This window comes from Ectothiorhodospira variabilis, assembly GCF_022227625.1.
GTDB classification, from domain to species: domain Bacteria; phylum Pseudomonadota; class Gammaproteobacteria; order Ectothiorhodospirales; family Ectothiorhodospiraceae; genus Ectothiorhodospira; species Ectothiorhodospira haloalkaliphila.
This window is the reverse complement of sequence record NZ_JAJNAO010000007.1, coordinates 115,498-129,836: the sequence shown is the minus strand read 5'-3', so window position 1 is coordinate 129,836 and position 14,339 is coordinate 115,498. Positions and strand designations below refer to the sequence as shown.

Below are 14,339 nucleotides of genomic sequence, written 5' to 3'. Positions count from 1 at the left end.
AAGTCCTCATCCCGGAGAGGTGGCCGAGTGGCTGAAGGCGCTCCCCTGCTAAGGGAGTATGGGTCAAAAGCCCATCGAGGGTTCGAATCCCTCTCTCTCCGCCATGTTTTGCATCTAAGCCCCTGAATTCAGGGGCTTTTTTGTTGGTGTGACAGTTAGCAGCCCCCCAGCTAGTCCCCCGCGCCGATCACGTCCAATCAGCCAACGGCATCCCCACCGCCACCCTGGAACTCAAGAGCCAGTTCAAGCAGACTGCGTCACAGCCCCGACTTCGGTACCATCGAAGAGACAGCCGACTCCCCGATGCCTCCATGCCCCTCATGTCCCTGCGGCTTCCCAGTCGCCTTATCCTCTTCCTTCTGGCTGCTGCCCTCTGGCTGACTGCCTGCGGCGAGACGAATCAGGGCGATCACGCCGAAGAGGTCGAACGTGGTGTCCCGGTAGCAGCCGCCGAGGTCCGGACCCGGGATCTGTCGCGTAGCCTCACCCTTTCCGCCACCATTGAACCGCGGGTCGTCATCCGCCTGGCCAGCCGCACTCAGGGCACCATCGACCAGGTGCACGTGGAGGCGGGTGACTGGGTGGACCGGGGCGATCTGCTGCTGGAACTGGACCTCTCCGAACATCGGGCCGAGCTGGCCCGGGCCCGGGCCCAGGAAGAAGAGGCGCAGCTGGAATACGACCGCAGCCAGCAGTTGCGTGGCGAGGGTGTGGTCAGTGATGCCGATTTCCAGCGGGCTCGGGTGGCCCTGCAGATCCATCGCGGCCAGCGTCAGCTCTGGGAAACCCGCATCGCCTACGGTCGGGTGATGGCCCCACGGGATGCCGTGGTCACCGACCGTTTCGTGGAACCCGGCGAGGCGGTGGAGGCCCAGGACACCTTGTTTGAGCTGGCGGCCATGGATGAGCTGGTCATGCGCCCCGGCGTTTCCGAGAGGGACGTGGTGCATCTGGAAGTGGGGCAGAGCCTGCCCATTACTCTGGATGCCCTGCCCGATGAGACCCTGGAGGGACGTATCCGCCGCATCTTCCCCATGGCCCAGCCGGGCAGCCGTCTGGTGACCGTGGAGGTGGCGCTGCCCGCCGATGCCACCGGGCGGGGTGTCCGCCCCGGTTTTCTCGGGCGTATTTCCACCCGCGTGGACGCTCGCCCCGAGGCCCTGGCTGTCCCGGCGGCGGCCATCGGCGAGGATGACGAGGGGCGCTATGTGTATCTGATACACGATGAGCGCCTGGAACGTCGCACCATCGACATCGGCGTGAGTCGGGGCCAGTGGACCGAGGTGCTGGAGGGCCTGGAGGATGGTGATGTGATCCTGGCCACCAATCCCATCGACATGAGTGACGGCACCCGCGTGCGCATCGTCGGGTGGCGGGGATGAATCTGTCCCATCTGTCCATCCGCCGGCCGGTCGGCACCCTGGCCCTGGCCTCGGTGGTGTTCGTGCTGGGCCTGTTCTTTGTGGACCGCCTGCCCATCGACCTGTTGCCCAATATCGAATATCCCCATATCCGTGTGACGGTGAACCACCCGGGCGTGGCCCCGGAGGTGATGGAGGAGCAGGTCACCCGGGTGCTGGAGCGCAACCTGGCGGCCACCGAGAACCTCACCCGCATCTACAGCCGGGCCTCGGAGGGGCGCACCAACGTCAACCTGCTGTTCGAATACGGCACCAACCTGGACCTGGCCCTGCAGGACGCCTCGCGGTATCTGGAACTGGCCCGCACCCAGTTGCCACCGGATATCGAGCCCCCTCGACTGTACAAGTTCGACCCCTCCCAGGACCCGGTCTGGCAGGCGGGTTTCAGTTCCACGGTGCGCTCCGAGGTGGAGGTGCGCGACTGGGTGGAGAATCGCCTGGCGCCCCAGTTGCTGGCCATTCATGGCGTGTCCGGCGTCGAAGCCGCCGGGGGCATGGTGCGCGAGATGGAGGTGATCGTCGACCAGGCGCGGTTGCGATCCTATGGCCTGACCATGAAGGATCTCATCGACACCCTGGAGGCGGAGAACGTGGATATCGCCGCCGGCTGGGTGACCGGTGAGAGCTTTGATGTGATGGCCAAGACGGATGGGCTGTTCACCTCGGTGGCGGACATCGAGAACGTCCTCATCGATCTGCCGGGGGACACCGGTGATCGTATCCGCCTGTCGGATGTGGCCAGTGTGCGGGACGGGCATCGGGAGCAACGGCTGTTCGTGCGCCTCAATGGTACGCCAGCGGCGCAGATCTCCGTGTTCAAGCTGCCCGAGGCCAACACGGTGGAGGTGGTGGATCAGGTGCAGGCCACCCTGGCGCGCCTGGAGCGTTCCGGTTACATCCCCGAGGACATCGCCTACCAGGCGACCACCGATCCGGCCTTCTTCATTCGCGGTGCCATCGGCAGTGTGGCCACGGCGGCCATCCTGGGCGGGGTGCTGGCCATGCTCATGGTACTGCTGTTCCTGGGGAGCCTGCGCAAGGGGTTCGTGATCGGGTTGTCCATCCCCATCGCCATCATGGCGGCGTTTGCACTGATGGGGGCCAGCGGCCTCACGCTCAACATCATTAGCCTGGGTGGGCTGGCCCTGGGGGTCGGCCTGCTGGTGGACAATGCCATCGTCATGCTGGAGAACATCTACCGGCATCGGGAGCAGTTGCGCAAGTCCTCCCGGGACTCGGCCCTGGATGGCTCCCGCGAGGTGGTCTCGGCCATTACTGCCTCCACCCTCACCAACCTGGCGGCGGTGCTCCCCTTCCTGCTCATCACGGGCATCGCGGCACTGATCTTCAGGGACCTGATCCTCACCATCGCCTTTGCCATCATCGCCACCCTGGCCGCCGCCCTGACCCTGGTGCCGATGCTGGCGGCCCTGCTGGGTGAGGTGCGATTCACGAGCGGTCTGGAACACAGTCGTCCACTGCGTGCCTTCAATCGAGGAATCGGCCATCTGCGGCGTGGCTATCGACGCCTCCTGCCCCGGGTATTGCGTTGGCGCTGGGCGGTGGTGGGGTTGGCCGGCGTGGCCCTGGTAGGGGCCTGGCTGGTTTCCACGCAGCTGGGAAATGAGTTTTTGCCCCAGGTGGATGACGGCAACGTGAGCGTGCGCATGGTGTTACCACCGGGGACCCCGCCTCAGGAGACCGATGCGGCGGTGCGCCAGATCGAGCAGCGTCTGCAGGATCTGCCCCATGTGGAAACGGTATTCAGCATGGTGGGTGGGCATCTGAGCGGGGGCATCATCAACGAGCGACCCGGCACCGCCAACCTGCGTGTGCAGCTCACGCCTGCCCGGGACCGCCCCGGCACCTCGGCAGGTGAGTGGGTGGCCGATGCCCAGCAGGCACTGGATGAGCTGGATCTGCCGGGGGCCCGCATCAGTGTGCGGCCCCCTTCCATTCCCGGGCTGCGATTCGGCACCGGTGACGCGGATCTGGAGGTGGGTATCGTCGGCGAGGATCTGGATCAGCTGCAGCGACTGGCGGGGGAGGTGAGCGCCCGGCTGGAGGGAATCGCAGGTCTGAAAGGCGTGGAGGTGGGTCGCGAGGACCGTAGCCCGCTGCTGCGGATCATCGTCGATCGGGAGCGGGCGGCAGACCTGGGGCTGCGTGTCTCGGAAGTGGGCGGGGCCATTCGCGACGCCGTGGACGGCGCCGTTCCCACGCGGTTTCTCACCCAGAACCAGGAGTACGATGTGCGCGTGCGCCTGCCCCGGGAGAGGGTGGCCGACACCGAGGCCCTGGGGGGCATGCTGCTGTTCCGCCAGGAGGGTGAACCGGTGCTCCTGCGCGACGTGGCCCGGTTTGAACTGGGTGAGGGACCGGCCCATATCGAGCGGGAAAACCAGAGCCGCATCGCCCGGGTGAACGGGGACATCAACACGGCGGTTGCGGACACCGGCACCATCATGGCGCAGGTGGAGGAACGCCTGGCGGATCTGGAACTGCCGGATGATTACAGCCTGATCTTCTCGGGCCAGTGGGAGACCATCCAGGAAACCCAGCGGGAGTTGCTGACCGTGGTATTGCTGGCGGTCTTTCTGGTGTTCGTGGTGCTGGCGGTGCAGTACGAGCGCCTGAGCAATCCCCTGGTGATCCTGTCGGCGGCGCCCCTGTCGCTGGTGGGGGTGGTGAGCATATTGTGGCTCACGCAGACGCCCCTGTCGGCACCAGTGATGATTGGTGTGGTGCTGCTGATCGGCATCGTGGTGAACAACGCCATCCTTTTGGTGGAGTACATCGAGATCGGTCGACGGGTGCAGGGCCTGGGGTTGGCCCGTGCCGTGGTGCGTGCCGGCAGCGTCCGCCTGCGACCCATCCTGATGACCACATCGACCACCGTGCTGGGCATGACACCGCTGGCTACCGGCATGGGTTCGGGCACGGAGATCATGCAGCCCCTGGCCCTGACAGTGATCGGGGGGTTGCTGGTGTCCATGCTGCTGACGTTGCTTGTGGTGCCGTGCCTGTATCTGATCCTGGGAGGGGCTGCGCAGGGGATGAAACGGATGCTGATGGGGCACGCCGACTCCTCATCCCCTGGTCTCTCCACTACCGCAGGATGATCAACGGAATCGGCGAGCGCATGATCATGTTGGTGGTGGTGCTCCCCACAAACCAGCGCCGTAGCCGGGAGTGGCCGTAGGCCCCCATGGCCAGCAGATGGATGTCGTGTTCCTGGCGGTAGGCGCAGACCGCTTCAGCCACATCACCGGTGCGGATCTGTGCGCGTACATCGAAGCCATTTTGAGCCAGGGTGCCGCGGGCGTTGTCCAGGCGTGAGCGGTTTTCCTGATTGTCGTCGCCCACCATCAGAATATGGGCCTCCAGTCCCTTGAGCAGTGGGCTCTCAGAGACTTTTTCCACCACGGTATGCGCCGTGGCGCTGCCATCGTAGGCGATCAGGAAACGCTCCGGCTCCCGGTATTCCAGAGGGGCCACCAGCACGCCGCGCTTCAGGGTGCGGATGATGCTCTCCAGGTGGCTCCCCACGTGCTGTTTGAGCATGTCGCCATCCTTGCCCTGCTTGCCCACCACGACCAGACGAGCCTCCTCCTGGATATCGTCCAGGGCTGCGGTGACGCCATCATTGCGCAGCAGGCTGCCGGGGTCGGCGACGCCATTGGCGCGAACCCGTTCCAGCGCATCGTGCAGGATGGCGCGCCCCTGTTCCCGCAGCAGCTTGCCGCGCTGCTCCTCGGCCTCCACCATCTGCTCCAGCAGGGCCTCGCGGCCCCCCAGGCTGAGGTTGCCGCTCAGGTCCCGCTGGGCATCCGCATGAGGGTTGTGGATCACATGCAGCAGGGTGAGTGGCGAGTTCATGCGCCGGCTTGCCCAGGCGGCGTAATCACACACGGACAACGACGAGCGCGAGCCATCGATACAGGCAATGACCTTGTTCATAGGGGCATCCTCCAGCAGGTTAGTGGCCCATGAGCCGGTCAGCGGCATCGGCCTTGTCGTGTGCGGCGTGACGGTCGACGATGGTGGCGGTGGCTTCATTCATGCCGATGATCTCCACCTCGACACCTTCACGACGGAAGTTGATGACCACGCGGTCAAGGGCGGCCACGGAACTGATGTCCCAAAAATGTGCACGGGACAGATCGATGGTCACCTTATCCAGATCCTCCCGGAAATTGAACGCTTGCATGAACTTCTCCGTGGAGGCGAAGAAGACCTGCCCATACACACGATAGGTGCGGTGCAGGGTGTGTTCATCCGGGCGGGTGTCGGTGTCGGCGCCCACGAACATGAACTGGCTGACCTTGTTGGCGAAGAACAGGGCTGCCAGCAACACGCCCGCCAGCACGCCCAGGGCCAGGTTGTGGGTGAACACGGTGACCGCCACGGTGGTGATCATGACGATGTTGGTGCTCAGCGGGTGGCGCTTCATGTTCTTGATGGAGGTCCAGCTGAAGGTGCCGATGGACACCATGATCATCACCGCCACCAGTGCGGCCATGGGGATGATGCCCAGGATCGGGCTGAGAAAGACCACCATGATGAGCAGATAGATGCCCGCCATGAAGGTGGATAACCGCCCCCGGCCACCGGATTTGATGTTGATGACCGATTGCCCGATCATCGCGCAGCCCGCCATGCCGCCGAAGCTGCCGGTAACGATATTCGAGATACCCTGGCCCTTGCACTCGCGGTTCTTGTCGGTGCGGGTGTCGGTGAGGTCATCGACGATGTTCTGGGTCATCATGGATTCCAGCAGGCCCACCACGGTCAGTGCCAGGGCGTAGGGCAGGATGATCCACAGGGTTTCCAGGTTCAGCGGGATGTCCGGCCAGAGGAAGACGGGCAGGGTATCGGGCAGTTCGCCCATGTCGCTGACCGTGCGGATGTCCAGATTCAGCAGCCAGGCCAGCAGGGTGAGTACCACGATGGTCACCAGGGGCGAGGGGATGGAGCGGGTCAGGTAGGGGAAAAGATAGATGATGGCCAGCCCCAGGGCAGTCATGGCGTACACATGCCAGGTGACCCCGGTGAGTTCGGGGAGTTGCGCCAGGAAGATCATGATGGCCAGTGCGTTGACGAACCCTGTCATCACCGAATTGGAGATGAAGCGCATGTAGCGCCCCACCTGCAGATAACCTGCGATGATCTGCAGCACGCCGGTAAGAAGGGTGGCCGCCAGCAGGTATTCCAGCCCATGTTCCTTCACCAGGGTGATCATGAGCAGGGCCATGGCCGCGGTGGCCGCCGAGATCATGCCGGGTCGGCCGCCGGTGAAGGCGATGACGACCGCGATGCAGAACGAGGCGTACAGACCCACCTTGGGGTCCACACCCGCGATGATGGAAAAGGCAATGGCTTCCGGGATCAGGGCCAGGGCAACCACCAGGCCGGAGAGCATGTCACCGCGTATATTGGAAAACCATTCCTGCTTGATGCGGGTGAGGTTCATGGATGATGTCCTATGACTGCGAATTCGTTGTCGGCCGGGCCCGGATCATTGCCAAATGACGTCACGCGGCCCCGTCTGTGATGATCGGAGTCGCGAAGTACGCGGTTGAAACGGTCTTGTCAGGGCGTTTCTGCGAGGGGGCGTTGCCCGGGCGTGGCCGGGATCCAGTGTTCCAGCGACGGTCTTCAAGGAGTGCCGTGGGGAGGCCAATGAAAAAGGGGCAGTAGTCTACACGGCGGGCAGGGCCTTGGCCAGCTTGTCAAGCCTTGCAATCGGCTGAGTGGGGCCTGATGTGGGTCCCGACCACTGTGTTCTTTCGTGGGACTGGGCCGAGTCCATCGCGTGGTTTCCAGATGATGCGGTGTGTCGACGATACCTGCAGTGATTCGCTGCTCGAGATGAGGCCCTGCGCGGGACCATCCGCTAACGCATACCGATCCGCGTGTCCGGCGACAAGCCCGGCCTGCAAATTGGCCGGCTGCGATGGCGGCACTTCGCCGACACCCGACACTCTTTGCCGAAACACGACTGGGCGCTGGCGTTGTTGACCAATGCCAGCCAGGGTGGCCTGGGGTTTGATGCAGCACCCCGGAGGAAGTTGAATCATTGGCACGAGGTCAATATCCCGTTGCTCTCAGTTCAATGATGTCGGTGATCTTTTCGCCGTCCCAGCGAGGTCAGACCCTCAAGCTCACTGAGGGCCACCAGATCGCCGGCTTGTTCGGCAATACCTTCGCAGAGGTCTATGGGTGGGAAACGGGAAGGTACGATCCGGTAGCTCTTGGGCCAATGCACCTCCACGTCAGGCCGTGGTGGTGGGGTGCCCAACAGTCAATCAGAACATCCTGCTGCCGATTTACAAGCTGTTTGCGGCGATCAACCCGGTGCGGGACGGAACTGTGTGGAGCCTTTGGTTGGTACGGGTGGAGCGGTGAGTCAGCCAAGATCATCCCGCGCACACTGGCGCAACTGAAATTGAAGATGGTGGATGAAGGGGTATTCGTACGCTTCTCACCGGATGATGCGGCGCTGGAGGCCTGCATGGCCTACGGATACTCCCTGGGCGCACGTCTGCGGGACAGGCAGGCAGCCTGAGGGGTTGGGCTGTCGCCTCACGCCTCCAGCCAGGGCTCCATTCGCTCCAGAAGGTTCATCCCGGGAGCCAGTTGACGCAGAACACCGTCCAGCAGGCCGACGCCGCGGCCGACACGCATCAGTTCAACGGGCAAGCCCTCAATGCGTGAACCGAGGCGTCGGCCAAGCTGGGCCGGGTCCTTGCCTGCGGTCAGCGGCTGGCCCGCCTCACCCAGGCCGTGACTTCCCAGCAGCAGGTCCACAAGCCAGAGCAAGGCGTCGGCATCCTGCACAGGATCAAGATCCAGTCCGGCTGCCGCGAGGGCACGGCTCAAGGCGCTGAAATCCCCCCTCATCAAGGCTCCAACAGCCTGCTTCAGAGCCCTTCTCAGCCCCTCGGGCAGGGGCCCGGTGAGGCCGTGATCCAGTAAGACCAGGACCGGACCATCAGGGCCAGGCCGTACCCACAGGTTGCCTGGATGGGGGTCCGCATGGAAGTAACCGTGTTGGAACAACTGCTCTGCATAGACATCCATCAATTGTTCGGCCACGGCCCTCGGGTCAAGGCCGGCCCGACGAAGCCCTTGGACATCGTTGATCTTGATGCCTTCCACCCAATCCGACACCAGCAGCCTGGAAGTGCTCAGGCTCTCTAGAACCTCCGGGATGACCACCCGACGCGATGCCAGCAGTTGCCCCAGTTGCTTGCCTGATCGGGCTTCGCGGAGGAAGTCCACCTCCATGGGCAAGGTCTGCCGCAGGTAATCCAGCACGGGTTCGAGCCGCAGTTCGGGCTCGAGGCGACTGATCCCGTTCAGAATGTGCTCCATCGCGGCCAGGTCGGCTTCGATCAGGTTCTGCATGTCCGGATACTGAACCTTGAGGGCCACCCTGCGTCCGTCATGCAGGCGGGCGTGATGTACCTGGGCGATGGAGGCGGCAGCCACGGGCTGGGGGTCCACCTCGGCAAATACCCGATGAATCGGCTGCCCCAGTTCCTGGATGAGTGCCTGTTCGATCACGGGCCAGGGTTGTGGTGTGACCCGGTCCTGCAGTTGGGACAGTATCTTCGTGTAGGTGAGTGGCAGCAGGTCGGGCCGGGATGAGGCAAACTGGGCCGCCTTGATCAAGCTGCCACCCAGGGACTGCGCGGCGGCGAGCACCCGGTGGGCGCCGCGCTCGTGTTGCAGTTCCCAGTCCCGGGACGTGGCCAGCCAGGGGGCCCAACGGCCACGTTCGCGCAGCACCGCATACCCCATCCACAGTTCCTGGGCCATCAGGCCCAGGATGGCGCTGCGAGCCAGGGGGCCCCAGGGGGGTGTCGGCACCGAAACGAGCGGCGGGCGAATCCAGGGTGCGACCTGGCGGCCGGCGTGGTCCATGGCCCCCAGTGCAGCGGTGGACCATAGGGTCCAATGCGACCGGTTCAGATCCATGCAGCGCAGCGGCAGCAAGCCATCGAAGGGGCTGTTCGTCTCGTTCCACAGTGCCAAGTACTCCAGGGTTGCCCGGTTCCCTGCATGCTGCGCACCCCTCTGTGTGCCATGCAGCATTTCCTGCCAGAGACGCAAGGCATCCAGAGTGCCGAGAACAAAGGGCTGATCGTGCATCGTGATCTCCTCATTTCCATGGGCCGATGAGCTGGTTGCCAACCGGGTCGCACTGATGGCCGTCGCCGTGGACTTGACCTCGCGCAAGCTTTTTCGCCTTCGCTGAATGAAGCTGTATCGTCTGCTTGACATCTTTCCGCGTCAACGTAGACTTACAACCAGGCTACAGTTCTGGGTTGTGCAGGCAGCAGGAATCGGCACCACCAACCCTGTGGCAGTGCTTGAAGAGTAACCGGTTCCCTAAAGAAATCCGGTCTTTAAACCTAGAGGGCTTTACCAATGAGCGAATACAGAGCGAGCAAGCCGAGCAATCCCGCCGACGACTGGAAGCTGTGGTTGGTGGTCAACCCAGGCACGTGGCTGATGCCGATTCTGATGACCGTACTGGTGGTGGCTCTGGTAGTGCACGCCTTCGTTTATAGCAACGATAACTACAATCCGCTGACCTATGAAGTGTCTGCGGAAGCCGTTGCTGAATAATCTGACGTAATTGGAGGGTTCAAACCATGTATGACAGCATCTCCGGCCTGAGCGAAGAACAGGCAAAAGAATTCCACGAACAGTTCAAGACCACTTTCACCGTGTTCATGGTGCTGGCCGCTGCGGCCCACTTCCTGGTGTATCTGTGGAGACCTTTCTACTAAGGTCCTATCGGCTGCCTTGCTAAGAGCAGGGTAGCGGTACAGGTGGGGGAGTTCTGATAAACCCTGGCTGAGGGGGCATATCAGGCTCCACCACCTTCCCACGTTTCTTTCCTTTCCTTGTATTCCCTTCATGTGGCGAGATGAGGGCGTAGGCAGGAGTTTGACTAAAACCATCGGGTATTGCAACCCCCTGGACGCAGTTTGACCCCCGAACTGCCGAGAATTTTTTTCGGTGTTTCCCCGACACCTTCAGTCTCCCTGGCGTCAAATCGCTGACATCCCTTGAAAATCCTCCTCTTGCATCGGTACCGATGAGCCGCCTGCGTGTCTGTAAACCGGCAAGACCTGGCCGCTTTGGGCGGCTCAAGATTCCATCTGTTGGTCACGAGCGGCCGTGAACTGCCCCTGAAGGGGGTCTGATCAAGATGGCATGCACTGTGCATCGAATGTTGCAAACAACATCAACCGGTGCACAGATGCGCAAGAAGATTCTCTGGGTTTTGGGTGCTGTGGGTTTCCTCACCCTGATCACCCTGTTGGCCTCCACCGTCGGCCTGGCATGGGCCAATCTTCCGGGGCTCATGCTGGTGGTCGGGGGCACCTGGCTGGCTTCCGTGATCGGGCATTCCCCGAAACCCGTCATGGATCTTTTGAAACGTTTACCTGAATTGTTCCGGCAACCCCCGGTGGTACACCTGCCTACCCAGGATCACAAACGCCTGTTGAAGGTTGCTGACCTGTGTCGGCGTGGTCATGTGCGCATCGCGGAGGACACCGCCAAGACTATTGGTGACCCGTTTCTCATGGCCGGTGCCCGCCTGGCCCTGGATCGTCATAGCGGAGATGAACTGGTGCGCATGCTGCAATGGCGCATCCGGCGCCAGAAAGAGTCGGACCATCGGGACATTCGCATCTTGCGCACCATGGCCACGTTTGCCCCCGCGTTCGGCATGCTCGGTACGCTGGTCGGGTTGGTGGCCCTGCTGGGTAACCTGGGGTCGTCAGGCCTGGAGTATGTGGGGCTGGCCATGGGGTTTGCGCTGATGAGTACGCTCTATGGGCTGCTGGCGGCCAACCTGATCTTCAAGCCGCTAGCCCTTAAATTGGAGGACCGCTCCCGGCACCAGCTGCTTCACATGAATTTCCTGCTGGATGCAGTGCTCATGCTGCATGAGCGTCAACATCCCGTGATGATCAACGAGTTTCTTGAATCCGTGCCACGGGATCGGGATGAGCCCGCCGAATGGGCAAGCGCACCGGTCCGGGCCTTGCCGCAGGAGAGGTTGCGGGCATGACCACTTCAGCCTGGGGACCGAAGGTGGCACCCGGGGAAAGCATCCCCGCAGGCTCGTTCCGGGGTCGGGAACACGTGGAGTTCGACGAGCCGGTACAGACTGATGGGGGCTGGACCGTTGGGTACCTGGATGTGCTTTTACTGCTCGTGACGCTTTTTGCCGCCCTGCTGGCCGCAGCCTATCTGCAGATCGACGAACTGCAGGGGCGATTCGCCAAGGCAGACAGCGAACCACAAACCGTGAACCTGCAAACCTTGTTGGAGCCAGCGATACCAGAACCTGCCTCTGTCATCCCGTCCCCCAATACACCTCCCGCATGGCCCATGGACCCAGCCCCGCCGGTGCCAGCGTTAACCTATCCTGCGCCGGAAGTGTTGACCCAGACCATCCCGGTGTTATCCATAACGGACGCGGCCGCGGCTCCTCGCATTGAGTCCGTCCCGGCACCGATCCTGGTGGAACCTGTGGAATCCCCCGAGGTTCCGCCGGCACTGGAGGCGCTGGCCGATCTGGTGGCCGGCCAGGGAGCGGAACAGCCATTGGAGATGCTCATCGAGGAGCATCAGGTGCGCCTGGAGGTGGGCAACGACATCCTGTTTCCTTCCGGTACGGCCCAGTTGAGTGAGGCGGGTATCGGTCTTCTGGAGGAGGTGTATCAGGTTCTGGCCCGGGAGGCGTTGAGCATCATCGTCGAGGGTCACACGGATGATGTGCCCATCAATACGGAGCGGTTTCCTTCCAACTGGGAATTGTCCTCGTTGCGCGCCACCACGGTGGCCCGGCAACTGATCGAACTGGGCATCCCGGCCGACCAATTACGCATTGCGGGTCACGCCGACACACGCCCCCGAGTCCCCAACGACACCCCGGAAAACCGTGCCCTGAACCGCCGGGTGAGCCTGGTGCTCGAAGTGGCCCAGTAAAGAGATTTACCATCTTTCTGCCTATACTGGCGGACATGACCATACTCAACGCCATTCTGGATCTTGCGCTGACGGCCGCCCCCTGGCTGCTTTTGGGTTTACTGGCAGCGGGCGTCATCAAGGCATTTCTCTCCGAGGCCCGGATGAAAAGCTGGGTGGGAGGAGAGGGCTTGAAGGGGATTTCCCGGGCGGCTGTCATTGGGGCGCCATTGCCCCTGTGCTCCTGTGGTGCGATTCCCACCGGCCTTGCCTTGTACCGGGGTGGGGCAGGGCGGGGGCCCTCCACCGCCTTCATGGTTGGCACACCGGGGATCGGGGTGGATTCACTGGCAATCAGCTATGCCTTGCTCGGCCCCTTCATGATGGTGGCAAGGGCTGCGGGTGCGGTCACAACGGCCGTGACCACGGGACTGCTGGTCAATCTGAGTCGTCCGAGTGTGACGCGAAGCCCCGAATTCCCCGATACAAGCGCGGCGGGAGACAGCTGTTCCAGCGGTTGTTGCAACACGGGGTGCGACGGCGAGCCAGAGCCTGAACCACAGGCTGCAGCGGCGGGCGAGGCAGGTTGGCGGGTTCGCCTGGCCTCCGGCATGCGCTATGCCTTCTCCGATCTACTGGATGACATCAGCACCTGGATACTGGCGGGGCTGATCCTCGCCGGTGCGCTGGTGGCCCTGGTGCCACCGGAGTCCCTCTCGCAATGGGGTAGCGGGCCGCTGGCCATGCTGGTGATGGCCCTGATCGGGGTGCCGCTTTACATTTGCGCCACCGCGGCCACGCCGGTGGCGGCGGGAATGCTGATGGCGGGCGTCTCCCCTGGCACGGCGTTGGTCTTCCTGCTGGCCGGGCCCATCACCAGCATGGCTACGTTGGGCGTTTTGCGCCGGGAAATGGGCAATCAGGCCCTGGCGCTTTACATGACCGGCATCGTGACCACCACCATCGCCCTGGGTCTTGCAGTGGATCTGATCGTGAAGGCCAGTGGCCTGGATCTTGGTCAGCAACTGGGGGCAGCCCGTGAGCTGACGCCCATGTGGCTGGAAATCGCCGCGCTTGTAGTCCTTCTGGCTGTGGGGATTCGCCCGGTACGCCGAGTCCTGATGCACCGCTGGAGCTGAGCCATGTGCGGACGTTACGCCCTGCATACCGCCTGCAGCCTGATCGCCCAGCGCTATCTGGACCTGGAACTGACCGAAGATAACTTCGAGCCCCGCTTCAACGTGGCACCCGGGACGCTGATTCCCGTCATCCGCATGACCCCCGATGGGTTGCCCTCGCTGGACCAATGCCTCTGGGGATTCCGGCCCGCCTGGGCGGGTGACGATGCCCCAAGGCCGATCAATGCCCGGGCGGAGAAGGTGGCGGTGAGCCGCTACTTCCGTGAAGCGTTTGCACATCGGCGCTGCCTGGTGCCTGCCAATGGCTGGTATGAATGGCAAGGGAGTGGCCGGGAGAAGCAGCCCTTTTACGTCACCTTGATGCAGCAAGCTGAGAACGAGGCCCTGTTCTTTGCCGGTATCTGGGAGCCATCCGCAGATAATGGGCCTGATGGCTGCGCCATCATCACGGAACCGGCCCGCCCGCCACTGTCGCAGATCCACCCTCGTCAGCCGGTGGTGCTGGATCCTTCCTGTCTCTCCGCCTGGCTGGATCCTGCCATCACCGAGCGCCAGTCCATCCGCCAATGGATGCGCCGCCTGGCTCCGGAACGTCTTACCTGTCATCCCGTCAGCCAGCGCGTGAATCATGCCTCACATGAAGGGATAGACCTGATTGAACCAGTGCCCTGAGCCGGTCTACACATGGTCGACTTACAGTCGGATGGCTGATATGGGAGCATTTTCGATGGCAGGTCACCCAAGGACACATGGGGCACAACCATGTGACATGGGAGATCGA

General features: G+C 63.0%; 11 protein-coding genes and 1 tRNA gene. 9 read left to right on the top strand and 3 right to left on the bottom strand.

All coding sequences use genetic code 11. From position 1 onward, the window contains the following. Positions 1 to 13: 13 nt before the first annotated feature. From LPW30_RS09385 to LPW30_RS09375, 3 genes are all read left to right on the top strand, one after another. A tRNA-Ser gene (locus tag LPW30_RS09385) sits at positions 14 to 104 on the top strand. Positions 105 to 311: 207 nt separating this feature from the next. Next, the gene (locus LPW30_RS09380) at positions 312 to 1,382 is read left to right on the top strand and encodes an efflux RND transporter periplasmic adaptor subunit (RefSeq protein WP_420796959.1); all 1,071 of its coding nucleotides are present in this window, start codon (positions 312 to 314) and stop codon (positions 1,380 to 1,382) included. After that, positions 1,379 to 4,543, top strand: coding sequence for an efflux RND transporter permease subunit (locus tag LPW30_RS09375; RefSeq protein ID WP_239680706.1), 3,165 nt, complete (start codon positions 1,379 to 1,381; stop codon positions 4,541 to 4,543). Before LPW30_RS09380 ends, LPW30_RS09375 begins: the two co-directional genes overlap by 4 nt. Here the strand turns inward: LPW30_RS09375 and LPW30_RS09370 are convergent. From LPW30_RS09370 to LPW30_RS09360, 3 genes are all read right to left on the bottom strand, one after another. Beyond that, on the bottom strand, positions 4,530 to 5,381 hold the full coding sequence (locus LPW30_RS09370) for a universal stress protein (RefSeq protein ID WP_239680705.1): 852 nt from the start codon (positions 5,379 to 5,381) through the stop codon (positions 4,530 to 4,532). The genes LPW30_RS09375 and LPW30_RS09370 overlap by 14 nt on opposite strands. A gap of 19 nt (positions 5,382 to 5,400) precedes the next feature. Then, the gene (locus LPW30_RS09365; protein ID WP_239680704.1) at positions 5,401 to 6,894 is read right to left on the bottom strand and encodes a SulP family inorganic anion transporter; all 1,494 of its coding nucleotides are present in this window, start codon (positions 6,892 to 6,894) and stop codon (positions 5,401 to 5,403) included. A gap of 1,112 nt (positions 6,895 to 8,006) precedes the next feature. Then, a complete protein-coding gene (locus LPW30_RS09360; protein ID WP_239680703.1) occupies positions 8,007 to 9,578 on the bottom strand; it encodes an ABC1 kinase family protein in 1,572 nt (523 codons plus the stop codon). Positions 9,579 to 9,857: 279 nt separating this feature from the next. On the opposite strand from LPW30_RS09360, the gene pufA reads away from it, so the two are divergent. The 6 genes from pufA (at position 9,858) to LPW30_RS09330 (ending at position 14,230) form a co-directional block, all read left to right on the top strand. Further along, complete coding sequence (pufA, locus tag LPW30_RS09355) at positions 9,858 to 10,058, top strand: light-harvesting antenna LH1, alpha subunit (RefSeq protein WP_025281207.1); 201 nt, start codon at positions 9,858 to 9,860, stop codon at positions 10,056 to 10,058. A 26-nt stretch (positions 10,059 to 10,084) separates the two neighbouring features. After that, a complete protein-coding gene (gene pufB / locus LPW30_RS09350; RefSeq protein WP_025281208.1) occupies positions 10,085 to 10,222 on the top strand; it encodes a light-harvesting antenna LH1, beta subunit in 138 nt (45 codons plus the stop codon). A 476-nt stretch (positions 10,223 to 10,698) separates the two neighbouring features. Beyond that, the gene (locus LPW30_RS09345) at positions 10,699 to 11,517 is read left to right on the top strand and encodes a motility protein A (RefSeq protein WP_238625569.1); all 819 of its coding nucleotides are present in this window, start codon (positions 10,699 to 10,701) and stop codon (positions 11,515 to 11,517) included. Continuing rightward, positions 11,514 to 12,440, top strand: a complete 927-nt coding sequence (locus tag LPW30_RS09340) for an OmpA/MotB family protein (RefSeq protein WP_026623435.1) — start codon at positions 11,514 to 11,516, stop codon at positions 12,438 to 12,440. Before LPW30_RS09345 ends, LPW30_RS09340 begins: the two co-directional genes overlap by 4 nt. 35 nt (positions 12,441 to 12,475) lie before the next feature. Next, positions 12,476 to 13,558 carry an SO_0444 family Cu/Zn efflux transporter gene (locus tag LPW30_RS09335; protein ID WP_274521669.1) on the top strand — a complete coding sequence of 361 codons (1,083 nt, stop codon included), beginning with the start codon at positions 12,476 to 12,478 and terminating at the stop codon, positions 13,556 to 13,558. 3 nt (positions 13,559 to 13,561) lie between these two features. Continuing rightward, the gene (locus tag LPW30_RS09330) at positions 13,562 to 14,230 is read left to right on the top strand and encodes an SOS response-associated peptidase (protein ID WP_025281212.1); all 669 of its coding nucleotides are present in this window, start codon (positions 13,562 to 13,564) and stop codon (positions 14,228 to 14,230) included. The last annotated feature ends 109 nt before the right edge of the window (positions 14,231 to 14,339 follow it).

What these genes read in the sequence shown, in the direction of transcription:
- LPW30_RS09380 (WP_420796959.1), top strand. Translation starts at nt 312, where the DNA reads ATGCCCCTCATGTCCCTGCGGCTTCCCAGTCGCCTTATCCTCTTCCTT.
- LPW30_RS09375 (WP_239680706.1), top strand. Translation starts at nt 1,379, where the DNA reads ATGAATCTGTCCCATCTGTCCATCCGCCGGCCGGTCGGCACCCTGGCC.
- LPW30_RS09370 (WP_239680705.1), bottom strand. Translation starts at nt 5,381, where the DNA reads ATGAACAAGGTCATTGCCTGTATCGATGGCTCGCGCTCGTCGTTGTCC.
- LPW30_RS09365 (WP_239680704.1), bottom strand. Translation starts at nt 6,894, where the DNA reads ATGAACCTCACCCGCATCAAGCAGGAATGGTTTTCCAATATACGCGGT.
- LPW30_RS09360 (WP_239680703.1), bottom strand. Translation starts at nt 9,578, where the DNA reads ATGCACGATCAGCCCTTTGTTCTCGGCACTCTGGATGCCTTGCGTCTC.
- pufA (WP_025281207.1), top strand. Translation starts at nt 9,858, where the DNA reads ATGAGCGAATACAGAGCGAGCAAGCCGAGCAATCCCGCCGACGACTGG.
- pufB (WP_025281208.1), top strand. Translation starts at nt 10,085, where the DNA reads ATGTATGACAGCATCTCCGGCCTGAGCGAAGAACAGGCAAAAGAATTC.
- LPW30_RS09345 (WP_238625569.1), top strand. Translation starts at nt 10,699, where the DNA reads ATGCGCAAGAAGATTCTCTGGGTTTTGGGTGCTGTGGGTTTCCTCACC.
- LPW30_RS09340 (WP_026623435.1), top strand. Translation starts at nt 11,514, where the DNA reads ATGACCACTTCAGCCTGGGGACCGAAGGTGGCACCCGGGGAAAGCATC.
- LPW30_RS09335 (WP_274521669.1), top strand. Translation starts at nt 12,476, where the DNA reads ATGACCATACTCAACGCCATTCTGGATCTTGCGCTGACGGCCGCCCCC.
- LPW30_RS09330 (WP_025281212.1), top strand. Translation starts at nt 13,562, where the DNA reads ATGTGCGGACGTTACGCCCTGCATACCGCCTGCAGCCTGATCGCCCAG.